We start from the raw sequence: 21,024 nt of genomic DNA, 5'->3' as shown, positions 1-21,024 counted from the left end.
TGGTTTTCGAGGTCCGGCTGTATTTTAGGATTTTCCAGGAAGATTTTCTTTTCTTTCCAAAATGGTTAAACCCAGGTATGCGCCGCCGAGGTCGCCGCTCACGCAGATCAGGTCGCCCTTTTGCGCGGTGGAGCGTTTCACGAACTTATCCGGTGCTACTTCGCCAACAGCGGTTACGCTGATGAAAAAGCCCTTTTGCGAAGAGCTCGTGTCGCCACCGATGAGGTCTACTTTGTAGCGCTCGCAGGCTGCGTATACACCTTCGTAGAACTCGTCCAGTGCTTCGAGTGAAAAGCGGTTAGAGAACGCGATGCTCACCGTCACATGGGTGGGGATGGCGTTCATGGCGCAGATGTCGGACAGGTTCACTACCACCGACTTATAGCCCAGGTGTTTCAGGGGCGTATACATCAGGTCGAAATGAATGTTTTCGACCAGTACATCGGTGCTGATGACGGTTTGTTTACCAAAATGATCGATCACGGCGGCATCGTCGCCTACGCCCGTGATAGTGCTGGCGTTGTGGATCTCAATATTGCGGGTAAGGTGGTCGATGAGACCAAATTCCCCCAGGGATTCTATTTCAGTTCTTTCTTCCATGTGTATAATGGCCGCAACTTTTGCTACGGCCGGCAGCGGTGTATGGTAAAACGGCTTAACCGTTGTTGATCACTTGTAGCAGGTCGTTGTGGATGTGCCCGTTGGTGGCGAGTACCCTCCGTTGTTCCGGTTTGTAAGCATTGCCTTTAAAATCGGTGACTTTACCGCCCGCTTCCGTTACGATAAGCGAACCGGCGGCGCTGTCCCAGGCGTTCAGGTTGTGTTCCCAAAACCCGTCGAACCTGCCTGCAGCTACCCAGCACAGGTCAATGGCGGCAGAACCGAGGCGGCGTACGGGTTGTCCCTGCTTCACAAAACGCTCAAATACCTGCATCGGGTCGTTGGGCATCTCCTCCCAGTTATAAGGGAAGCCTGTTACCAGGCAGGCTTTAGACATGTCCGTTTTCTTTGACACGGAAATTTTCTGATCGTTTAACGTGGCCCCAAAACCTTTCTGGGCAAAGAAGAACTCGTTAATAATCGGGTTGTAAACCGCACCCAGGATCATTTCTCCGTCCTGCTCCACCCCGATAGACACGCAGCAAAGCGGGATATTATGGGCGAAGTTCACTGTTCCGTCGATGGGGTCAATGATCCATTTAGTATTGGAGTTGGAAGCAATTTCCCCGGTTTCCTCGCTGAGAATATAATGATCGGGGTATTCGTCGCGGATAACGGCCAATATGGCTGCTTCCGCTTTTTTATCGGCCTCGGTCACCAGATCGTTGGCCGTACTTTTGCTGGAAATTTCGAACGTACCGTTAAAATATTCCTTTAAAACTTTTGCACCGGCTTGTGTAGCTTTGAGTAACGTTGCTTTTAACATGTAGCAAAGGTAATGGGATTTTGGAAAAATCCTTCCTCGGCCCCTGTTACGAAAAGGTCATTGCCGAAGGTGATAAATGGTATAAATTTGCATTTCAAACTTAAGAGGATAGTTAATGGCCATTATTGGTAATCTTATATCACGTTCACTCAGAATACGCAAGCAGTTCACCTTTAAACTGGGAACTCCCCGTCAATATCAGATGCAGACCCTCCACCGGCTGCTGGAAAAAGCTAAACACACGCAGTTCGGCGAGCATTACCGCTTCCGGGACATCCTGGACAGTCCGAACTGGGTAGCCCAGTACCGTGGCCGCATTCCCGTGCACAACTATAACAAGATGCACGCGGAGTGGTGGCATAAATGCCTGGAGGGTGAGCCCAACGTATCCTGGCCGGAAAAAATCAAGTACTTCGCCCTCAGTTCCGGTACTTCAGAATCTGCCAGCAAACATATTCCGGTAACCCGCGCCATGCTCAAAACCGTAAAAAGGTGGGCGTGAAGCAGTTATATTCCATGGCGAACTTTAATGTTCCGCCTAAATCCTTCGAAAAAGGCATTCTCATGCTTGGGGGCACCACCTCCCTGTTCGAGAAAGGCGATTACTACGAAGGCGATATGAGCGGCATCCGGGCAAAATATCCCGAAGTGGTTCCGCAGGTTCTATAAACCCGGCGGTAAAATCTCTAAAAAGCCGAATTGGGAACAACGTATCAAACTCATCGTCCGCAAAGCCCCCAATGGGATGTGGGCACCGTGTGCGGTGTGCCGGCCTGGGTCCAGATCGTACTAGAGGAAATTATCAAGTACCATAACGTAAAACATATACACGAAATCTGGCCGAACCTCGCCATTTATATCCATGGCGGCGTATCGTTCGAGCCTTACCGCGAAAGTTTCCAGAAGCTGCTGGGCAAGCCCATCACCTTTATCGAAACTTATATGGCTTCGGAGGGTTCCTTTGGCTTCCAGGCGCGTCCTCGGCACCAAAGGCATCAAACTGGTGCTTAATGCGGGTATCTTCTACGAATTCATTCCTTTTAATGAAGAAAACTTCGATGCAGACGGTGAGGTGAAGCCGAACCCGAAATCCTATATGGTGCACGAAGTGGTGGAAGACCAGAATACGCCGTAATGCTCAGCACCTGTGCGGGTGCGTGGCGTTATATCATTGGCGACGTGGTAAAGTTCACCTCGGTAAAGGAGCACGAAATTGTAATCGTGGGCCGCACCAAACAGTTCCTCAGCCTGTGTGGCGAACACATGAGCGTCGATAACATGAACAAAGCCATCGATACCGTACAGAAAAAGCTCGGCATCAACATCCGCGAATTCACCGTGGCAGGCTTCAGTTACGAGAACCTGTTCGCACACCGCTGGTACATCGGCACCGATGCCGTTGGCGCCGATGCGGCTAAAATCCGCGAAATTATCGACCAGACGCTGAGCGAAGTAAACGACGACTACGCAGTGGAAAGAACCGCCGCACTCAAAGAAATATTTGTGGAAATCATGCCCAACGACGTGTTCATCGACTACCTCCGCAACAAAGGAAAGGAGGGCGCCATGAACAAGTTCCCGCGCGTATTAAAAGGCGATAAGCTGAAAGACTGGGAAAAATTCGTGGAAGGGGCAAGAATAAAATCTAAAAAACGGCGTATTCCACATGATTACAGCCATTGTTCAGGGATTGGGGTTAGGACTCGTGTTATCGGTATCTGTGGGGCCGGTCATCTTCGCCATCATCAAATACAGTATCAATAACGGGTTTAAGGCGGGCATCAGCTTCGCTTTAGGTGTAAGTATCAGCGATATCCTGTTTGTAGTGGCCGGCAATATTGCCACTTCCTTCATTTCCGGGATGGAAGCGTACAGCAAACAGATAGGCATCGTCGGCGGCATCCTGCTCATGTGTATGGGGCTGTACGGATTGCTGTTTAAAAAGGTGAAGATCGTCACCGGCGACGAGCGCCCGGAAATGTTCCGCACCAGCGACTACGCCAAAATCTGGACGGCCGGCTTTCTCATGAACACCCTGAACCCGGGTGTGATCGTATTCTGGCTCCCCGTGTGTATCGCCAACAGCGCCCTGCCGGCCAGCCACCGCTGGGTTACCTATGGCGTGGCGGCGGGCCATGGTACTATCTTTCGATATCTTCAAGGTATTCGTAGCCGACAAAATCCGCCACAAACTTACCCTTACCACGGTTATGTGGCTCAACCGGGTTTCCGGTGTATGCATGATCATTTTCGGGCTCGTGCTGTTCTACAAGGTGGTTTTCGATAAGGCGCTCGGACATTAGGGGCCGCCAGCCGCAACGCGCTGCTCAGCCGCAGTTGTGTCACTCACTTCAACTTATATTACTGCTATCAGCTTTTTATAAAGGGCTGCCGTACGGGCAGCCCTTATCATTTCCTGCAGTCCTGTCCGGGCAGCCCCCGCCCATTGACAAGTTTTTCCGGCAAACTTTTGCTGGTGTGAAGTCTTCGTCCGGATTATTTAACATGGGTGACAACCTATTTTAGAACGTGACACTTATACGGATTAACAACAACAGGTGTAAACCTTCATCCGGATTATTTAACATGGGTGACAACCTATTTCAGGACTAGACAGTCTGTAGCATCGTTATGGCATCCTAGGTTCATCCTAGGTTCAAGCTAGGTTCATCCTAGGTTCGAGATAGGTTCGCAAACCTATTTTGAACCTACTATAAACGAAGGATTAACGAAAGATGAACCTAGTATTCATAAACCCTAAAGCCGGGATCGCTATACCACACAAAAAAGACCGGCCAAACGGCCGGTCTTCCTATCAATACTGATAATAGGCTTATTTGATCGTCCAGGTTTCGTTGCCTGCCAGCAATTTATCCAGGTCGCCGGGGCCACGTTTGCTCAGTGCTTCCTCGAGCTGCGCACCCATGATATCTTCATAAGTGGGGCGGAATGCCTGGTAAAACACGCCAAACGGACGTGGAAGGTGCCCTTCGATGCGCGGATCGTCGAACATGCGGGTCAGTATCTGGGCTTTGTAGAAGTCGTTTTCGTCGTGAACCCAGAGGTCGCTGGCACTGTGTAGGCCATCGTTCAGGTCTACCACCACCGGGCGCAGGCCGTCCAGTTTAACACCCTTGTCCTTAGCAGCGCCAAATACCAGCGGCTGGCCTTGTTCTACGAACACGGTTTCACGGGCTTTGCTGCCTTTTTCGGTGAATACCTCGAATGCGCCATCGTTAAAGATGTTACAGTTCTGGTAAATCTCCGGAAGGATGCGCCTTTATGGGCATGGCTGCGTTTCAGCAGCTCCTGCAGGTGTTTGGGATCACGGTCCATGCTGCGGGCAATAAAGGTAGCGTCCGCACCCAGGGCTAGTGCCAGCGGGTTAAACGGATGGTCGATGCTGCCGAAAGGCGTGGATTTGGTCACCTTATTGGTTTCCGAAGTAGGAGAGTATTGGCCTTTCGTTAACCCGTAAATCTGGTTGTTAAACAGCATTACGTTTACATCGAAGTTACGGCGCAACAGGTGAATCGTGTGGTTACCACCGATAGAGAGGCCGTCGCCGTCGCCGGTAACGATCCAAACGCTCAGTTCGGGGCGGGCAGCCTTCAATCCGGAAGCGATCGCAGTGGCGCGGCCATGGATCGAGTGCATGCCATAGGTGTTCATGTAGTATGGAAAACGGGAAGAACAGCCAATGCCTGAAACAATCACAATATTCTCTTTGGGAATGCCCAGACCCGGCATGATGGTCTGCACCTGTTTTAATATGGAATAGTCTCCGCAGCCCGGGCACCAGCGAACTTCCTGGTCCGTAGCGAAATCCTTGGCCGTTAACGGTTGCGGAGTAACAATTGCTGTTGACATTTTATCGTGTTTATGAATAGTTTGTTACAAAGTTACGATTCCCGCCTCACCCAAGGTGGCAGTAATCATAAATACCTGGCGCACAGGCGAATAATTGAGATGGTCGTAAGAATCAGGGGCTACAAAACCCCGAAAAAGAGGACAAATATAGTGCTGCTGTTCGGTTATCGCAAATCACAATACTAGTTGGCGCCCTGTAACTCTTCCCAATACTCTGCCGCCCGTCTTGTGTGTGGTATCACAATAGTGCCACCCACAATGTTAGCCACCGCGAATATCTCGTACATCTCCTCGGTGGTTACACCCTGCTCATGCGCCTTGCCCAGGTGGTACTTGATGCAGTCGTCGCACCGCAATACCATAGAGGCTACCAGTCCCAGCATCTCCTTTACTTTGGTGCTCAATGCGCCTTCCGCATAGGTGTTGGTGTCCAGGTTGAAAAGGCGGTTAATCACTTTATTCTGCTTGCCGAGTATGACCTCGTTCATTTTCTCCCGGTAGTCATTAAATTCCTTTACCAACTCACTCATAAGATGATTTTTCGCGCGTAAATTACTTAATTGCGCAAATATACTTATTAATCTACTAAAACAGTAGGATATTTTAGCTCCCGCCCCCGCTACTTCACGGCTGCCGCCATAAAGTCCTTGAGTCCCAGTACGATTTTGGCCGCCATCTGTTTCCTGAATGCCGGGTTCAGCACCGGGGCTTCGTCTGCCGGGTTACTCAAAAACAATGTTTCCACCAGCACGTTCGGGAACTCCGTAGGCACGTTCAGCGCAAAGTTGAAATTGCCCACATTGCCATATTCCTTCAGGCCTAATTCCAGCATGCGCTTATAAATCGCCTGGCTCAACGGCCGGAAGCCAATGTGTTTATAAAACGTGCTCGTCCCTTGCACATCGATCGGGTTGCCGGCAGAGTTCAGGTGAATGCTTACCAGCAGGTCAGGGTCCTTGGCGCGGTTGGATAAGATGCGGTAGGTATTGTCGACGTACGAATCGGTCATCCGTGTCATGATCACTTTACAACCTTCGTCTACCAGTTGGTCCTGTAGCTCGCGGGCGATCAGCAACGTCATTTCTTTTTCGGAGGAGCCGGTAGGTCCGCCCGCGCCGGGATTACTCCCGCCATGCCCCGCATCTACCGAAATAGTTAACCCTCTTAGGCTGGGCGATGCCGGCTGACGTTTCACGCGCACCACCAGGTTATTGCCATTATAATATACCGAATAGCCCCAGTGCTGCTGATGCACCAGGTCGATCGTTACCCTGAAAATATCGTCCGACACCTGCTCGTAATACGCATTTTTGATCTCTTTAACGCTTTGCAGCTGCGAAATCCAGTTCGTGTTGGCGGTAGCGCCGAATATGTCCAGCACGATCCGCCCGGGATTGATCTGCTGTGAGCTGCGGTACGGTAGTTTGGCAGAAAGGCCAATGCTCACGTAATCATATTTTTCATCTCCCCAAACCCGCCAGCTGCTGGTTAAAGAGGAAGGCGGAAAGGTGCCGGCAGGCATTACTGCCGTTTGTCCCGCAGGTATAAAAGCAGTAAGGTTCTTCGCCAGCTGTACCCGGTAATCGTTGCCCACTTTGCCGGTTACATTCAGCAACACCGCGGTATCCAGTACGCCCATACGTGCGCCGCCGAGGCGATCGTCGCCCAGGCCAAACTCGAGGTATGGCATATCGCCCACTGTTTTTACGATCAGCGGAATGGAGGGCGCCATGGTGAAAATGCCGCTGGTGGGACGGCTCGTTCTGTCCGTCTTTACGGATGGTGGCGCGCAAACCGGCGCCCGTGATCATTGGGTCGTTGGGTTTTACCGTATAAACGCCCTGGTAAATGCCGGGCAAACCGCCCGGCTGCTCGTATAACAACGTCTCGCCGACCTTTGCCACACATCCCGGAAATGCTTTCATCCGGATGCGGATCTGATCGCCGGGCTGTACTGTCTGGTTGCCTTCCGGAAAGGTTTCCACGTTTGCGATGCTGAAGTTGGTTACCGGTTGTGGTGGTTCGGGTATCGAATAAGTAAAGTTGATGGTTTTCTCTACCATTTTACCATCGGGACCAACGGCTTTAAGTTTATAACTGTTGGCGCCCTGGCGCAGGTTTACCGGCAGTGCGAACGCGCCGGTGCCATACACTACGGCGGTGGTATCGTTTAAAGTGAGGGTGCAGCCCTTACATGTGCTCCCAACTAAATACTGCCGCGGAGTGGTTACGGCGTTGCTCTCCCTGGCGGGCTGCGTCATCCGTATAAAGGCCTGCGCATAGCCCTGTGTGGCGGCAAATACCAGTAACAGCAGGCCGCCTGTCGTTTTCATCATGAGCATTTTTTTCTGATCTCTAAAAATAAAGGTGCGCTGCGTGTTTTACAATGATTACTACTTGGGCGGGAAATAGCGAAGCGTTGCGCTTCAGTACTGCGCAACGCTTCTTTGTGGTATTGTTGTTGACCAGTTAGAAACTATACTTATTGTCCGCCAGCATCTTATCTGCGATCCTGCGGCGGGCATCTTTTGTGTTGAACGGTTCTGCCTTGGTGAAACGCTTCAGTCCCAGCAGCATCATGCGTTGTTCATCACCTTCTGCAAAGCCGTTGATGGCGTCTTTGCCGGATTTATGAATACGTTCGGCGGCGTCGTACAAGTAGGTGCGTACCATGTCGGTTTGCAGGGCTACGGCGTCCGCACCTTTTTGTGTATGCAATTTGATGAGGCGCAACAGGGCGCTTTCCGCCACAAAGGTTTCAACGCCATATCGGCCACGTTCATCAATATTTCCTGCTCGCTTTCCAATTTCATGGCCAGCTTTTGCGCGGCGGCGCCGGCAGCCAGCAGTATTGCTTTTTTGAAACTGGCGATCAGCTTCAGCTCTTTGGAGAATTCGCTTTCGTCATCGCTGCCAAAGTCCGGTATGCTCATCAGTTCCTTCATCACGTTCATGGCAGGCGTCATCAGGTCAATTTTTCCTTTCATGGCGCGTTTCAGCGTCATGTCCATGGTGAGCAGGCGGTTAATTTCGTTAGTACCTTCAAAGATGCGGTTGATGCGGCTGTCGCGGTACGCTTTGGAAATTACGTACTCGTCGCTGAAGCCGTTGCCGCCGTGAATCTGTACCCCTTCATCCACCACGAAGTCCAGTACCTCGGAGCCATTCACCTTCAACATGGCGCACTCTACGGCATACTCTTCTGCCGCGCCGAGCAGCGCTTCGTTAAAAGGTTTGCCGGCCTCCAGCAGTTCTTTTTCTTTATGATCGATCAGTTGTGCGCTGCGGTACAGCGCAGATTCGCAGGCCCAGGTGCGGATGGCCATTTCGCCCAGCTTATGTTTGATGGCGCCGAAATTGGCGATCGGTTGTTTAAACTGTTCGCGGGTGGCTGCGTATTGAAGAGAAATAGTAATGCTTTGTTTGGTGCCGCCCAGTGCTGCCGCACACAATTTCAGGCGGCCGATGTTCAGGATGTTGAAAGCGATGAGGTGGCCTTTGCCAATTTCTCCGAGTACATTTTCAACAGGTACCTGCGCGTCCTGGAAATAGATCTGGCGGGTAGAGGAGCCTTTGATGCCCATCTTATGTTCTTCCGCGCCCAGGGGTAAAGCCGGGGGTGTCTTTGTCCACGATAAAACCGGTAAACTTCTCCCCGTCTATCTTAGCAAAAACGGTAAACACATCTGCAAAACCCGAATTGGTGATCCAGCATTTTTGTCCGTTCAGGATATAAAACTTCCCGTCGGCCGACAGCTTCGCGGTGGTTTTGGCGCTGAGTGCGTCGGATCCGGAGTTGGGTTCGGTGAGGGCGTAGGCGCCTTTCATTTCGCCGCTGGCCAGTTTGGGAATGTATTTTTGTTTTTGGGCCTCATTGCCGAAGTACAGGATGGGTAATGAACCAATGCCGGTGTGTGCCGCCATGGCTACAGAAAAGAGTGACCCGCGCCCAGCGCTTCGTTAATGAGCGTAGCGGTGACAAAATCTTTACCCAGGCCGCCCAGTTCCTCGGGGAATGCCGCGCCCAGTAAACCCTGCTCACCCGCTTTGTCCAACAGTGAAGGCATTAAACCTTCTTCCAGTTTGTCCAGGCGGTCCAGCACAGGCGTAACCTCCTTAGCGACAAACTGTTCCGCCATTTCCTTAATCATCTGTTGTTCTTCTGAAAAATCTTCCGGGATAAAAACGTCTTGTGGAATGCTTTCCTTAACGAGAAATTCAGCGCCTTTTAAAGCTGCTTTGCTGGTAACCGCGGTATCCATCTTACATGATTTTTGTCTTCTTCTAATTTACTTAGATTGTACCAAATGACAAAAGTTGTTTAAAATTGCGAACTCATTTTAACAATGTCTTCATCTTTCCTGCCATACGAACACAGTAAATTTCACACCGAATCTTACGGAAGCGGCGGGGAATTGTTGATATGCCTGCATGGTTTCGGGGAAAGCGCCACACATTTTGCGGTGCTGGAGCAGGAGCTGGGCAAAGATTTTACGATCCTGGCCATTAATATGCCGTTCCATGGCGAAACCACCTGGCGCGAGCAGCGCGATATGGACAAAGACGACCTGGAAAAACTTGTCATCAAAATATTACACGATCGCGGCAAACAAAAATTCTCCCTGCTGGGTTATAGTATGGGAGGAAGACTGGCGCTGTGCATTGTAGAGAAAATGGCGGATCGCATCAACAAACTGGTACTGATTGCGCCCGATGGACTGAAAAACAATCCCTGGCACCTGTTCGTTACGCAAACGCGCTGGGGAAACCGGATCTTTAAACATACCACGTATCACCCTGCCTTCTTCTTCCGGCTGCTGACCCTTACCAATAAACTAAGGTTGATCAACCAGAGCGTGTATAAATTTGCCTTTCACAGCATGGACCAGCTGCAGAAACGGGAACTTGTGTACATGGTATGGACCGCTATGCGGCGTATGATGCCGCAGAAAAAGAAATGCAAAACACTGATGGCGAAATATCATATTCAAACATTGATGCTGTTCGGGAAGTATGATCGTGTAATACCGCCTTCGCTGGGCTACGGCTTTGCGGACGGTAGTTTTCCCTGCCATATTGTTGTATTAAACAAAGGACACCAGTTACTATCCGAAACGCTGGGCGCCATTATAAAAAATAATATTCAGACCGAAAGATGAACGCGCTTTTAATAACATTACTGGCCCTGGCTGTGCTGTACGGGATGTTGATGATTACTTATTTGTATGGCTGGCGACGCCTCGCCATCTTCACACCATCGGATCATCCCACCCCGGGAACCACGCGGGTTTCCGTTATTATACCGGCACGCGACGAAGCCGATAATCTGCCGCCGTTACTCGAAGCGCTTAAACGGCAAACGTATCCTTCCCATCTTTTTGAAGTAATTGTAATAGATGATTTTTCGGAAGATGGTACAGCTGATGTAGTATTGCAATTTCCATCTCCCAATGTAAAATTGCTGCGCCTGTCCGATCACCTGAATAAAGAACAGCGCTTTAATTCCTATAAGAAAAAGCGATAGAACTGGCCATAGAACAGGCCGGGGGCGATCTGATCATGACCACCGACGCCGATTGTGTGATGGGCGAAAAATGGATCGAAACATTTGTACGCTGTTACGAAACATCTCACCCCAAGTTTATTGCAGCACCGGTGAGCTTTTATAAAGAAGATAATTTTTTCAAGCACTGTCAGTCACTCGACTTCATGACCATGCAGGGCATTACCGGTGCCATGGCCTATCTGAAAAGCGGCACGATGCAACGGGGCCAACCTCGCGTACGAGAAGCAGGCATTCTTCGAAGTAGGTGGATTTATGGGCATCGACATGATCGCATCGGGCGATGACATGTTGCTGATGTACAAAATTTATCACGCTTACCCTGATGGTGTGTTGTATATCAAAAGTGAAGAAGCGATCGTGCGTACGTTACCGGTAAACGATTTTTCTTCCTTCATGAACCAGCGTATTCGTTGGTCATCCAAGGCTGATAAATATGAAGATAAACGCATCACGCGCGTGCTGGCGCTGGTGTATTTCTGGAACCTGGGGTTGGTGGTACTGGCGATAACGGCGATATTTCAACCGCAGCTGTGGTATTGGTTATTGTGGCTGATGGTATATAAAATTGCAGTGGAGATGTTGTTCCTCGGTCCGGTCGCCAAATTCTTTCACAAGACTTCTTTGTTGCCATCGTTTATACCGGGGCAACCGTTTCATATTCTTTACGTCATTGCCGCGGGATGGCTGGGTAAATTCGGTTCTTACAAATGGAAAGGACGTACCGTAAAATAAAAAATCAGCCGGCAGCTACGTTTTGTGCGCCGCAGCCACCGGCTTTGTTTTGGGGTTAGATCTTTTCAGAGAACGTCCATTTGCCTGTTGCGGATTCGGTTACGTTCACCTGGTAACGGGCCGTATCCGAAAAGCTCCAGTCCATATTGGCGCGCATCCATGCGCGCAGGATCGCCACATATCTTTCCAGTTCACTGTTAATGATCTCTGAAAAATAAGGAAGGTTGTTGGAGAGTTTGATGAAACGCTCTACTTCCGCATCGTGCATCCGCGCGGTTTCGTCCAGCGCTTCGGCGAGTGAAAGATCACGTTCTTCTTTCAGCACCAGCACGAGATTGTGTACATCACCATGACGTCTTTCCTTGTCGAAAGAAAAGATGTCGTTAGCCCAGCATACCACGTTGTTACAGGCCAGCGATAGCTGTTTCACGGTTTCGTGCTGGTATACCCGCTCGGGCAAATAAATTTTTTCTACAATTTCGATTAACTCTAAGTCGGCAAACAAGGCGCCGGTGTACGGCCTTTTTCGATATAATCCTTTACAGATGGACTTTCCTGCCTGATGCGGTTGCCGGCTTCCCAGATGCAGGCATCCGGTAATCCTGCATGCTTTGCACGAAGCGGCGTTGCCAGGCGGGCGTGCTGATCTTTTTCATCCTTGACCATAAATCCGCGAAACTTTCTGTGAGCGCGGTTACTTTTTGGGAGCAATCACCATGCGATTGTCGAGAATGGCCATCACGGCGGAGTAGATCATCTCCAGGAAATCCATTTTCCCGAACATGGACTCATCGTTTTTGTCATCCAGCAAAAAAGCCAGGTGTTGAATTCTGCCGCAATAAACAATTCTTTGCGGCCTGCGGAGGGAAATGCTCTCGATGAAAGGGCTGCGAATTTGGCCCTTCTGAAACGTTCTTTTGCCTTCTCTGTTTGCACGAGGCCGAACTGTTGCACCCACTGTGTATCGTGGTTGTCGGCTTCATCGGCAAAACGGTTAATGGCACTGGGAAACGGGCAGTAAATCTGCGGTAATTGAATTACTGGCATAGCATTAATAATTAATGGTTAACGAATAAGAATTGCACAAAAAGGTCACTGTCCCTTTTTAGTTTATAAAAAGCGAGTCATTGTGTGTCTTTGTTAAGATGTACTAAATGGTAAAGCTGTGTCTTAAGTCTTCTTTCCTGGTTACTGTTTGCAAATCATGCTGTGTCTTTGTGATGTCTTTTTTGTATAGGGTAAATAGCGGTGTCTTTATTCGTTCTCTAAGTTGTTTTAGCAGTGTTTGTGCAATAATCAATTTAGATCATTTAATGAGAATAACACATACAATTTTTGTGTGCCGCCCCAATGATGCAGTTTGGCAGAACAGCCACTGCAAAGAGTTTGCAGTGGCATATCGAAGACGCTTTACCGTGGCACCGCCGTATAGCCGCTGCCGTTATTTGTTAATCTTCTGTCAAATGTTTCGACGCCCGGGCAGATGCGCCTGCTTTATCACACGAAAGTTCGCCGCAGTTAAAAATTATAAATTCTGACGGGCATTAGTTAAACTTGCAAACTATGTCCGATTCTTCCTCTTTTTCGCAACAGGCCTGGCGCCGGTTAAAGCGCAACAAGGGCGCTATGGGCGGCCTGATTGTCATCGGGCTGGCCATACTAACCGGTATTTTTGCCTATTTCATGGCGCCCGACCACTCGCCTTATGCGAATGAAATGGTGCTGGAGGTGAGCGGTCAAAAGCCGGGGTTCCGGATAAAGATGCTGGCGGTAAGTAAACCGCAGACCGTGGAGCGGGCGGGTTTTTTTAACCGGATGTTGTACGGACAGGCGTCACAATACACTTTTATTCCCTTACGATCCTATACCGTGCAGGGCGATACGGTGATCATCCAAAAATACGTGGATGAAGCGACCACGGCGGAAGAACGGCATATGACCGCCGACCCGCGGATCGTGGAGCGCACGTACTGGCTGGGTACCGACAAGTTTGGCCGCGACATTCTCAGCCGCCTGCTGGTCGGCATCCGCGTAAGTCTCAGCGTAGGCTGTATTGCAGTGGTTATATCACTATCCATCGGTATTTTCCTGGGCGCTGTGGCCGGTTATTTCAGGGGATGGGTAGATGAGTTGATTATGTGGCTCATCAACGTGATCTGGTCGGTACCGACACTCCTGCTCGTATTCGCCATCACCCTGGCCCTGGGCAAGGGTTTCTGGCAGGTATTTATCGCCGTAGGCTTAACCATGTGGGTGAGCGTGGCGCGTATCATCCGCGGACAGGTGCTGGGATTACGGGAGCTGCAGTTCGTCGAAGCCACAAGGGCTTTGGGATACAGCCATTTGCGCACGATCCTGAAACATATTTTACCTAACATCCTCGGGGCCCGTGATGGTAGTGGCTGCCAGTAATTTTGCCACGGCCATCGTAGTGGAAGCGGGTCTTAGCTTCCTGGGGGGGGGGCGTACAGCCGCCACAGCCATCCTGGGGACTGATGATCAAAGAGAACTATAACTTCATTATTACCCATAACCCTTTGTTGGCGCTCGCTCCCGGGGTAGCCATCATGATACTGGTGCTGGCCTTCAACCTGTTAGGCAATGGCCTACGCGACGCGATGGATGTTAAAGGGAAATTAGCCTAGCTTTGCCCCGTAATTTTAATTTTGATTTATTAATAATTATTTTAATTTTAAACTATTATTCCAACTGAACATATGCGAGTTAAGCCTTACCTCATTGCCCTGTTATGTGTGTTTGCCCTTGCTTTTACCGCCTGTAAAAAAGGTAAAAAGGAAGTGGCGGCACTGCGGAACCTGCTGAAGAAGATCTGAAGGTAGAATTGGTGAACGCGGTATTGCCCCCACCGTAAACCCGGCGCAGGGTACCAACTTCCCATTCCAGGTAAAAGTAATGAGCAAAATGCCGCCGAAAGGGGTGAGCATTGGTGTAACGGCCACCGTGAAGTTCAGCAACACGGTAGTGCCACAGGCTAATGCGTCCGTAAGTTCTGCCGCTACAACGGATGCGGCGGTAACCAGCCTGCCCAGCCAGAACGAAGTGACCGTAACCGTGATCGTAACGTCCGTGTCTAAACCCACGAACAAAAAGGAGATCACTTTTACGGTGTTCAACAAAAATTAATACTTGCCAAATTAAACTGTATACTCGAAATCCCTCCGCCTTCTGACGGGGGATTTTTGTTTTAATAGTATATTAATCTTCTTCCTGTGCAGTTGAGAGGAATAAACCGCGGCAGTAATTGACCGACGGCGGTTGATAAGCAGGGCGAAGCCTGTCCCATCTTCCTGCATTTTTCAGTAGGTTTGCAACCATTATGCGTATAATTATTCAGGCTTCCGGCCTGTTGACTGATAGTCCGGCCGATACCGGGCATGTGTACTGGGATTTCCTGTACGCGCTTTGCGGCCAGCATGCGGACGACCGGTTTTTCCTGGTGGTGGACCGGCCCTATAATAAAAAGCTGCCTTTACCGGCCAATGCTACCGTGGTGGAGAAAGTAGCCGGTTCCGGCGCCGTGGGGCAATGGTGGTGGCGAAACTATACATGGCCCTCGCTGGTGAAAAAATACGAGGCGGACCGGGTGCTGGTAATCGACGATGTGTTGCCTACGAAAGCCGGCGTACCGGCCTGGCTGATGCTGGCGCACAAACGTAACCCGCTGCTGAGCAAGGATGCGCAGAAATACATGGGCAATTACCGCGGTGTGATCGTGCTTTCCAGTTGGATGAAACGCCAGGTGCTGGATATTTTCCCGGCCATGGAAGACCGGGTGCAGGTGATGGCCCCGGGGCCGCTGACGGCCATTCGACCGGTAGAGTGGGACGAGCGCGAGGAGTTTAAACGCGAACTCACCAACGGGGTGGAGTACTTTGCCGTGGTGGGCGCTTTTCATCCCGATAACAATATCCTGCCCCTTTTAAAGGCCTTTTCCAAGTTGAAAGGTCGCCTGCACAGTAATTTAAAACTGGTGATCGCCGGTCGTGCTACGCGCGAAGGCGCCTCCCTGGCCGATTCGTTGGCTAGCTACCGCTTCCGCGATGACGTAATATGGGTGAAAGACGCTACCGCACATCGTTTGGCACGGCTGATCGCCTCTTCGTATGCGCTGGTGCACGTAGCCACGCTCGAAGGTGTAGCCTTTCCCGTGCTCGCGGCCCAGGCGGCGCAGGTGCCGGTAGTAGCCCTGAGCGGCGGCACCGGTGAAGATGCCGGTGGAGAGGCAGCGCTGTATGCGGAACCAGGAAACATCGACGAACTGGCAGAAAAGATGGGAGCGATTTATAAAGATGAAATGTTGCGGAACAGGCTGCTGGCAAAGATTCCGGCCCCAGATCCCAACGTGGGCTGGCAGCAGTTTGCGTCCTCGGTTTGGCGACTGATGTCGGAGGAAGCGCCGGCGATCAACAATTAACACTATTTTTGCCGTTCAAAATTTAAACACCAGATGAGTAAAGTATCTACTATTCAGATAAATGTAGGGTTGGATGACCAGAAAGTGCCCGAGTCGATCGAGTGGGACGCAACGGACAGTTCCGCCGAGCGTATGAGAAAGGCCAAAGCAATGATGCTCGCTTTTTGGGACGGCGATGAAAAAACAGCGATGCGCATCGACCTGTGGACAAAACAGATGATGGTCGACGAGATGGCTGATTTCTTTTTCCAGACGCTGATGACCATGGCCGACACTTTCCAGCGTGCTACGCCTTACCACGACATGAGCAACGACCTGCGTAAGTTTGCCCAGACTTCAACAAAAAGTTCGAAGAAAAACTGAAGGAACAGGCGAAGCAATAACGAAAAATATTGCATCTTACGTAACTTTCAACAACCAGGTTAACCAAGCGTAGCTTAAAACAACGATTATGCCGTTAGAACAAACTATAAACGACGCCATCAAAACGGCGATGCTGGCCAGGAATGAAGTAGACCTGCGCAGCCTCCGCGCCATCAAAGCCGCCATCCTGGTGGCTAAAACCGCCGAAGGGGCCAATGGTGAAATCTCCGAAGCGGATGAGCAGAAGATCCTGCAGAAACTTGCCAAACAAAGAAAAGACTCCCTCGATATTTTCCGTCAGCAAAACCGTGAGGACCTCGCTGTAAAGGAAGAAGAAGAATTGCAGGTGATTGAACGCTTCCTGCCCAAGCAGCTGGACGAAGCCGAAGTTCGCGAAATACTAACAGGTATTATCGCACAGGTAGGTGCTGCCGGTCCCGGCGATATGGGTAAGGTAATGGGCGTGGCCACCAAACAGCTGGCGGGTAAAGCCGACGGTAAAATGATTTCCGGGCTGGTAAAAGAATTATTAGCGAAATAGGCGATGGCGATAGACATCATCTTCGCTATTATCTTGGTATTTGCCATATACAGGGGCTTTACCAGGGGGCTGATTGTAGCCGTGTTTTCGTTCGTGGCCTGCATGATAGGACTGGCGGCGGCGCTGAAATTGTCTTCAACGCTCTCCGTTTACCTGCAGGAACATGCGAACTTTCACGGTCGCTGGCTGCCGGTACTGTCGTTCCTGATACTTTTTCTCGGCGTGGTGCTGCTCATAAGGCTGGGCGCCAACCTGCTCGAAAAGATGGTGGAACTGGCTTTGCTGGGTTGGGTCAATAAACTTGGAGGGATATTACTTTACAGTACGATATTTATTATAATTTACAGCGTAATGCTGTGGATAGCCAACCAGTTATACTGGCTGAGCCCCGAAATAAAGCTACAATCGGCGGTGTACCCCTATATAGAAAAGATTGGGCCGTGGGTGGTAGAGCATATAGGAAAGGTATTGCCTTTCTTCCGGGACATTTTCAGCGACCTGGAAAACTTCTTTGAACAGGCAGCAACCCAATCAAATACGTAGATTGCTCGCTTCAAAGATTATTTGAATTAAGAAAAAGAATTATTTTAGCGCAAAATTGACTTTTAAGCTTAGGCGATGCATTACGAAATCAAAACAGAGGGTAAGTTTAAATTCGTGGAGGAAGGAGAAGGGGAACCACTGATATTACTGCACGGGCTATTTGGCGCATTGAGTAATTTCATGGACCTGGTAGAACATTTCAGGAAAACTCACAAAGTGGTAGTGCCTTTGCTGCCGTTATGGGACCTCAATATTCTCGATACTTCTGTAGGCGGGCTGGCCAAGTATGTGCATAAATTTATCGAAACCCGGAACTATCAAAATATTCACCTGCTGGGTAACTCCCTGGGTGGACACATTGCGCTGGTTTATATCCTGAAACACCAGGAAAACGTAAAATCACTCATCCTCACCGGCAGCTCCGGCCTTTTCGAAAACGGCATGGGCGAAACATATCCGAAGAGAGGTGATTATGAATATATCAAAAAGAAAACCGAACTGACCTTCTACGATCCGAACATAGCCACCAAAGAACTGGTAGACGAGGTGTTCGATATCGTGAACAACCGCCTGAAAGTGATCAAGATCATCGCACTGGCCAAATCCGCCATCCGTCACAATCTTGGCGATGAGTTGATGGATATTACGGTGCCTACCTGCCTGATCTGGGGACAAAACGATACCATCACCCCACCGATGGTTGGCGAGGAATTCAAAAACTCATCCCGAATTCAGAACTGCACTTTGTTGACAAATGCGGCCACGCGCCCATGATGGAACAACCGGCGGAATTCAACGCCATTATGGAAACCTTCCTGGCTAAGCTCAAACAATAAGCCCGGAGACCTGACCGTTATTTTACCGCGGGGTCTATGTCCCTTCGCTGTGCGCCTGCACAATTTTACCGCTATGCCATTTCTTGCCATCTGCCGTAATTTTTGCCTGGTAGTGTCTGCGTTTGGAATATTCTTTGTTATTATTGCAGTACAATCCAAATGAACATTATGCTGGCCCAGGAACTCATATCATCTGTAATACCGGTATTGCATCCGATGGATACCGGAGCCAAGGCTTTGCGCCTGATGAATGAATATCATCTGTCGCAACTGCCAATGGTCATGGAGAACAAGTACGTGGGGTTATTGGAGGAAGATGATGTTATTGACTGGGAAGACCCGGACATGTTGCTGCAACAGGCCACCGGCGAGCTGTTTAAGCCCGCCATCCTGGAAGGCGCTCATTTTTACGAAGCCCTCAAGCTTTTTCACGACTTCAAATTATCTGCCCTGCCTGTTGTAAACCGCGACAACGAGTACCGGGCGTGATCACGAAAGATAATCTGCTGGCCGTACTGGCCATGTATAACGGTGTTAAGGAACCCGGCGGCCTCGTGGTGCTGGAAGTAGGTCCGCGCGATTACAGTCTTGCTGAAATCGCGCGTATCGCTGAGTCCAACGACGTGACCCTGCTCTCCGTAAACACCATCACCAATCCCGCCACCGGTAAACTGGAAGTGCTCCTGAAAACCAACCGGCAGGATTTACAGGGGCTCGTAGCCACCTTCGAACGCTTTAACTACGTGATCAAATACACGTTCAGTGAAGAACTGGAAGAAGACCTCGTAAAGAAAAATTACGAATTGCTCATGACCTACCTGAGCATGTAACCTGATGTACAGACGCCTGCAATTGCTTATTCCCTGCCTGCTCACACTGGCGATCGCACCGGTTTGGGGGCAAACGGCACAACCGTTGCAGGTGGTGAGTGACGAAGGCTACATCGTAGTACGCCACATCATCGTTTCAGGGAATAAGAAAACACGCAACTCCATCATCCTCCGCGAGCTCGGTACCGTACCAGGCGACACCATCAAACTAAAAGAATTATCCGCCACCCTCGAAGCCAGGCGCAAGCAACTACTCAACACCTCCCTGTTCCTGAACGTAACCTCCAATGTTAAAAACTGGGTTGGAAACGAGGCCGACATCGAGTTTGAGGTCTGGGAACGATGGTACACCTTCGCGTTCCCCATCTTTAAACTCGCCGATCGCAACTTTAACCAGTGGCTGGTGGAGCAAAAGGGTAGCATAGACCGCGTGAACATCGGTGTAAAAGCTTTCCAGGATAACCTTACCGGCCGCGCCGACGAAATGAAGGCCGAGTTGCAGATAGGGTACACCCAGCGTGCGGTGCTGGCTTACGAACTTCCTTATGTTGATAAGAAATATCGTCACGGCCTCGGTTTCGTATTTTCCTATAGCCGTAACCGGGAGGTAAACGATAGCACTGCCGATAACAAACAACACTTCTACCGCCGCGACGATTTCCTGCGCCGCAATTTTTCAGCCGGCATCAGTTATACCTATCGCAAAGCGATCAATACCCGCCACCAGGCTTACCTCACATATAACGACGAGAATGTAGACGACTCTGTTGCGATCCGCAACCCGCAATACCTGGTGATGGCCGCACCCGTGCACGTTTCCTGACCTTCCTGTACCGGGTGAGTTACCGGGATGCCGACAGCTGGCAGTTTCCGCTGAAAGGTATATCCATACAGGGGAGCTGGAAAAAACAGGCATTCCGCCGCTCGACGATATCAACAACCTGCGCATCCGTTTACGGGTAGCGAAATACTGGCAGCTGGCGCCTAAAACCTACGGGGCATTGGGTTTGCGGGCACAGGCTAAGTTCAGTGCCGAACAGCCCTATGTAGCCCAAAAGGCAATGGGCTATAATGATGATTATTTAAGAGGATATGAATACTATGTAGTGGATGGTACCAGCTTCGCGATCGTTAAATCTACGTTACGCCAGCAGCTGCTCGCCACCAGTTTCCGCCTGCCCGTGGTGCCGCGGAAGTTCAGCCAGGTGCCCGTCCGCATTTTCGCGAAAGCGTATGCCGATGCGGGTTATACCTACAGCAAATTCCCGGGCGATGGCTTCCTTAACAACCGGATGTTATACAGCGGCGGCGCCGGACTGGAAATCGTGTCGTTTTACGATACCGCCATCCGCTTCGAATACAGCGTTAACCAGTTCGGCGAAAAAGGACTATTTTTACACGCTAAGCTGGACATGTAACCGTTAACGTCAACTAATTTTTGCGCATGCAGATCGCTATTTACAGCAGGGGATTCAATGAAGATGACATAGATGATATCAGGCTGTTGCTCAATGAATTGCTGCGACAGGAAATTACCCCGTGATCTATGAACCTTTTTACAAGGAATTACGGCTACGCCTGGAACTGAGCCGGGAAGTGGAAACATTCTCCGACGGCGCGGGCCTCACCGCCAAAGTGGAATGTCTGATCAGTCTGGGTGGCGACGGTACCCTGCTGGATACCGTTACATTCGTGCGCGACAAAGATATTCCCGTACTGGGCGTGAACTTCGGCCGCCTCGGCTTTTTGGCCACGACCGGCCGCGAAGATATTCACCAGCTGGTACGCGCCCTGGTGGCGCGCAGTTACGTGGTGGACGAACGTAGCCTCATTCACCGGATGCCAGTGTGCCCCTGTTCGGCGACGTGCCTTATGCCCTGAA

At 50.4% G+C, this 21,024-nt stretch carries 32 protein-coding genes and 3 pseudogenes; 23 read left to right on the top strand and 12 right to left on the bottom strand.

All coding sequences use genetic code 11. The features are described from left to right. Nucleotides 1–24: 24 nt before the first annotated feature. Both thiL and MKQ70_RS25550 read right to left on the bottom strand, forming a co-directional pair. Nucleotides 25–600, bottom strand: a complete 576-nt coding sequence (thiL, locus tag MKQ70_RS25555) for a thiamine-phosphate kinase (protein WP_248075284.1) — start codon at nucleotides 598–600, stop codon at nucleotides 25–27. Nucleotides 601–655: 55 nt separating this feature from the next. After that, nucleotides 656–1,426, bottom strand: coding sequence for an inositol monophosphatase family protein (locus MKQ70_RS25550; RefSeq protein ID WP_248075283.1), 771 nt, complete (start codon nucleotides 1,424–1,426; stop codon nucleotides 656–658). Nucleotides 1,427–1,628: 202 nt separating this feature from the next. Here MKQ70_RS25550 and MKQ70_RS25545 point away from each other — a divergent pair, with 202 nt between their 5' ends. From MKQ70_RS25545 to MKQ70_RS25530, 6 genes are read left to right on the top strand one after another with little or no spacing between them, the layout of a single operon-like run. Continuing rightward, entirely contained in the window at nucleotides 1,629–1,928 is a 300-nt protein-coding gene (locus MKQ70_RS25545) for a GH3 family acyl-acid amido synthetase (RefSeq protein ID WP_248075281.1), read from the top strand. Further along, complete coding sequence (locus tag MKQ70_RS25540) at nucleotides 1,925–2,095, top strand: hypothetical protein (RefSeq protein ID WP_248075279.1); 171 nt, start codon at nucleotides 1,925–1,927, stop codon at nucleotides 2,093–2,095. The genes MKQ70_RS25545 and MKQ70_RS25540 overlap by 4 nt, the downstream gene beginning before the upstream one ends. A gap of 30 nt (nucleotides 2,096–2,125) precedes the next feature. After that, nucleotides 2,126–2,437, top strand: a complete 312-nt coding sequence (locus MKQ70_RS43375; protein ID WP_443657652.1) for a GH3 family acyl-acid amido synthetase — start codon at nucleotides 2,126–2,128, stop codon at nucleotides 2,435–2,437. After that, nucleotides 2,430–2,561, top strand: a complete 132-nt coding sequence (locus MKQ70_RS43370; RefSeq protein WP_443657650.1) for a hypothetical protein — start codon at nucleotides 2,430–2,432, stop codon at nucleotides 2,559–2,561. The genes MKQ70_RS43375 and MKQ70_RS43370 overlap by 8 nt, the downstream gene beginning before the upstream one ends. Further along, nucleotides 2,561–3,190: a GH3 domain-containing protein gene (locus tag MKQ70_RS43365; protein WP_443657649.1), complete on the top strand. Its 630-nt coding sequence runs from the start codon at nucleotides 2,561–2,563 to the stop codon at nucleotides 3,188–3,190. Before MKQ70_RS43370 ends, MKQ70_RS43365 begins: the two co-directional genes overlap by 1 nt. Further along, on the top strand, nucleotides 3,147–3,713 hold the full coding sequence (locus MKQ70_RS25530; RefSeq protein ID WP_248075277.1) for a LysE family translocator: 567 nt from the start codon (nucleotides 3,147–3,149) through the stop codon (nucleotides 3,711–3,713). Before MKQ70_RS43365 ends, MKQ70_RS25530 begins: the two co-directional genes overlap by 44 nt. A 546-nt stretch (nucleotides 3,714–4,259) precedes the next feature. Here MKQ70_RS25530 and MKQ70_RS25525 read toward each other — a convergent pair. From MKQ70_RS25525 to MKQ70_RS25485, 8 genes and pseudogenes are all read right to left on the bottom strand, one after another. Continuing rightward, the gene (locus tag MKQ70_RS25525; protein ID WP_248075275.1) at nucleotides 4,260–4,610 is read right to left on the bottom strand and encodes a hypothetical protein; all 351 of its coding nucleotides are present in this window, start codon (nucleotides 4,608–4,610) and stop codon (nucleotides 4,260–4,262) included. Then, nucleotides 4,601–5,296 carry a 2-oxoacid:ferredoxin oxidoreductase subunit beta gene (locus tag MKQ70_RS25520; RefSeq protein ID WP_248075273.1) on the bottom strand — a complete coding sequence of 232 codons (696 nt, stop codon included), beginning with the start codon at nucleotides 5,294–5,296 and terminating at the stop codon, nucleotides 4,601–4,603. The genes MKQ70_RS25525 and MKQ70_RS25520 overlap by 10 nt, the downstream gene beginning before the upstream one ends. Nucleotides 5,297–5,478: 182 nt before the next feature. After that, a complete protein-coding gene (locus MKQ70_RS25515) occupies nucleotides 5,479–5,826 on the bottom strand; it encodes a carboxymuconolactone decarboxylase family protein (protein WP_248075271.1) in 348 nt (115 codons plus the stop codon). A gap of 89 nt (nucleotides 5,827–5,915) precedes the next feature. After that, nucleotides 5,916–6,818, bottom strand: a complete 903-nt coding sequence (locus MKQ70_RS25510; RefSeq protein ID WP_248081651.1) for an N-acetylmuramoyl-L-alanine amidase — start codon at nucleotides 6,816–6,818, stop codon at nucleotides 5,916–5,918. Further along, nucleotides 6,757–7,632: a hypothetical protein gene (locus MKQ70_RS25505; RefSeq protein WP_248075269.1), complete on the bottom strand. Its 876-nt coding sequence runs from the start codon at nucleotides 7,630–7,632 to the stop codon at nucleotides 6,757–6,759. Before MKQ70_RS25505 ends, MKQ70_RS25510 begins: the two co-directional genes overlap by 62 nt. 133 nt (nucleotides 7,633–7,765) lie before the next feature. Next, a pseudogene (locus MKQ70_RS25495) lies at nucleotides 7,766–8,880 on the bottom strand (acyl-CoA dehydrogenase family protein). Nucleotide 8,881: 1 nt separating this feature from the next. Next, on the bottom strand, nucleotides 8,882–9,124 hold the full coding sequence (locus MKQ70_RS25490; RefSeq protein WP_248081649.1) for an acyl-CoA dehydrogenase family protein: 243 nt from the start codon (nucleotides 9,122–9,124) through the stop codon (nucleotides 8,882–8,884). 60 nt (nucleotides 9,125–9,184) lie between these two features. Continuing rightward, nucleotides 9,185–9,435: pseudogene (locus MKQ70_RS25485) on the bottom strand (acyl-CoA dehydrogenase family protein); the annotation flags it as partial. Nucleotides 9,436–9,642: 207 nt separating this feature from the next. Between MKQ70_RS25485 and MKQ70_RS25480 the strand changes: the two are divergent. From MKQ70_RS25480 to MKQ70_RS25465, 4 genes are read left to right on the top strand one after another with little or no spacing between them, the layout of a single operon-like run. Beyond that, nucleotides 9,643–10,455 (top strand): alpha/beta hydrolase, encoded by an 813-nt coding sequence (locus tag MKQ70_RS25480; protein ID WP_248075263.1) that lies wholly within the window; start codon nucleotides 9,643–9,645, stop codon nucleotides 10,453–10,455. Next, entirely contained in the window at nucleotides 10,452–10,820 is a 369-nt protein-coding gene (locus tag MKQ70_RS25475; protein WP_248075261.1) for a glycosyltransferase, read from the top strand. The genes MKQ70_RS25480 and MKQ70_RS25475 overlap by 4 nt, the downstream gene beginning before the upstream one ends. 35 nt (nucleotides 10,821–10,855) lie before the next feature. Continuing rightward, on the top strand, nucleotides 10,856–11,146 hold the full coding sequence (locus MKQ70_RS25470) for a glycosyltransferase family protein (protein WP_248075260.1): 291 nt from the start codon (nucleotides 10,856–10,858) through the stop codon (nucleotides 11,144–11,146). Next, nucleotides 11,115–11,594, top strand: coding sequence for a glycosyltransferase family protein (locus tag MKQ70_RS25465; RefSeq protein WP_248075259.1), 480 nt, complete (start codon nucleotides 11,115–11,117; stop codon nucleotides 11,592–11,594). The genes MKQ70_RS25470 and MKQ70_RS25465 overlap by 32 nt, the downstream gene beginning before the upstream one ends. A gap of 55 nt (nucleotides 11,595–11,649) precedes the next feature. On the opposite strand, the gene MKQ70_RS25460 is transcribed toward MKQ70_RS25465, so the two are convergent. Continuing rightward, complete coding sequence (locus tag MKQ70_RS25460; protein ID WP_372490034.1) at nucleotides 11,650–12,099, bottom strand: terpene synthase family protein; 450 nt, start codon at nucleotides 12,097–12,099, stop codon at nucleotides 11,650–11,652. Nucleotides 12,100–12,133: 34 nt separating this feature from the next. Further along, nucleotides 12,134–12,253 (bottom strand): annotated as a pseudogene (locus MKQ70_RS25455) (hypothetical protein); the annotation flags it as partial. Nucleotides 12,254–13,157: 904 nt separating this feature from the next. Between MKQ70_RS25455 and MKQ70_RS25450 the strand changes: the two are divergent. The 13 genes from MKQ70_RS25450 to MKQ70_RS41505 all read left to right on the top strand — a co-directional run bounded on the left by MKQ70_RS25450 (nucleotide 13,158) and on the right by MKQ70_RS41505 (nucleotide 21,023). Beyond that, entirely contained in the window at nucleotides 13,158–14,006 is an 849-nt protein-coding gene (locus MKQ70_RS25450; RefSeq protein WP_248075256.1) for an ABC transporter permease, read from the top strand. Between the two features lie 83 nt (nucleotides 14,007–14,089). Then, nucleotides 14,090–14,239, top strand: coding sequence for a hypothetical protein (locus MKQ70_RS25445; protein WP_248075255.1), 150 nt, complete (start codon nucleotides 14,090–14,092; stop codon nucleotides 14,237–14,239). Nucleotides 14,240–14,507: 268 nt separating this feature from the next. Then, a complete protein-coding gene (locus MKQ70_RS25440) occupies nucleotides 14,508–14,738 on the top strand; it encodes a hypothetical protein (RefSeq protein ID WP_248075254.1) in 231 nt (76 codons plus the stop codon). 193 nt (nucleotides 14,739–14,931) lie between these two features. Further along, nucleotides 14,932–16,029, top strand: a complete 1,098-nt coding sequence (locus tag MKQ70_RS25435; RefSeq protein ID WP_248075253.1) for a glycosyltransferase — start codon at nucleotides 14,932–14,934, stop codon at nucleotides 16,027–16,029. 33 nt (nucleotides 16,030–16,062) lie between these two features. Then, on the top strand, nucleotides 16,063–16,392 hold the full coding sequence (gene gldC / locus MKQ70_RS25430) for a gliding motility protein GldC (RefSeq protein ID WP_248075251.1): 330 nt from the start codon (nucleotides 16,063–16,065) through the stop codon (nucleotides 16,390–16,392). 88 nt (nucleotides 16,393–16,480) lie between these two features. Continuing rightward, a complete protein-coding gene (locus MKQ70_RS25425) occupies nucleotides 16,481–16,933 on the top strand; it encodes a GatB/YqeY domain-containing protein (protein WP_248075249.1) in 453 nt (150 codons plus the stop codon). 3 nt (nucleotides 16,934–16,936) lie between these two features. Continuing rightward, on the top strand, nucleotides 16,937–17,476 hold the full coding sequence (locus MKQ70_RS25420) for a CvpA family protein (protein ID WP_248075247.1): 540 nt from the start codon (nucleotides 16,937–16,939) through the stop codon (nucleotides 17,474–17,476). Between the two features lie 75 nt (nucleotides 17,477–17,551). Beyond that, nucleotides 17,552–18,250 carry an alpha/beta fold hydrolase gene (locus tag MKQ70_RS25415; protein WP_248075245.1) on the top strand — a complete coding sequence of 233 codons (699 nt, stop codon included), beginning with the start codon at nucleotides 17,552–17,554 and terminating at the stop codon, nucleotides 18,248–18,250. 221 nt (nucleotides 18,251–18,471) lie between these two features. Continuing rightward, nucleotides 18,472–18,801 carry a CBS domain-containing protein gene (locus MKQ70_RS25410; RefSeq protein ID WP_308199175.1) on the top strand — a complete coding sequence of 110 codons (330 nt, stop codon included), beginning with the start codon at nucleotides 18,472–18,474 and terminating at the stop codon, nucleotides 18,799–18,801. Beyond that, complete coding sequence (locus MKQ70_RS25405; protein ID WP_248075241.1) at nucleotides 18,798–19,142, top strand: hypothetical protein; 345 nt, start codon at nucleotides 18,798–18,800, stop codon at nucleotides 19,140–19,142. The genes MKQ70_RS25410 and MKQ70_RS25405 overlap by 4 nt, the downstream gene beginning before the upstream one ends. A 4-nt stretch (nucleotides 19,143–19,146) precedes the next feature. Then, nucleotides 19,147–19,965, top strand: coding sequence for a POTRA domain-containing protein (locus MKQ70_RS25400; RefSeq protein WP_248075239.1), 819 nt, complete (start codon nucleotides 19,147–19,149; stop codon nucleotides 19,963–19,965). A 178-nt stretch (nucleotides 19,966–20,143) separates the two neighbouring features. Beyond that, nucleotides 20,144–20,560: a hypothetical protein gene (locus MKQ70_RS25395; RefSeq protein ID WP_248075237.1), complete on the top strand. Its 417-nt coding sequence runs from the start codon at nucleotides 20,144–20,146 to the stop codon at nucleotides 20,558–20,560. Nucleotides 20,561–20,681: 121 nt separating this feature from the next. Further along, entirely contained in the window at nucleotides 20,682–21,023 is a 342-nt protein-coding gene (locus MKQ70_RS41505; protein ID WP_248075235.1) for an NAD(+)/NADH kinase, read from the top strand. The last annotated feature ends 1 nt before the right edge of the window (nucleotide 21,024 follow it).

Origin of the sequence: Chitinophaga sedimenti (assembly GCF_023156195.1) — a bacterium.
In the GTDB taxonomy this organism is placed as follows: domain Bacteria; phylum Bacteroidota; class Bacteroidia; order Chitinophagales; family Chitinophagaceae; genus Chitinophaga; species Chitinophaga sedimenti.
The sequence above is the reverse complement of the archived record's forward strand: the minus strand, read 5'-3'. Positions and strand labels throughout refer to the sequence as shown.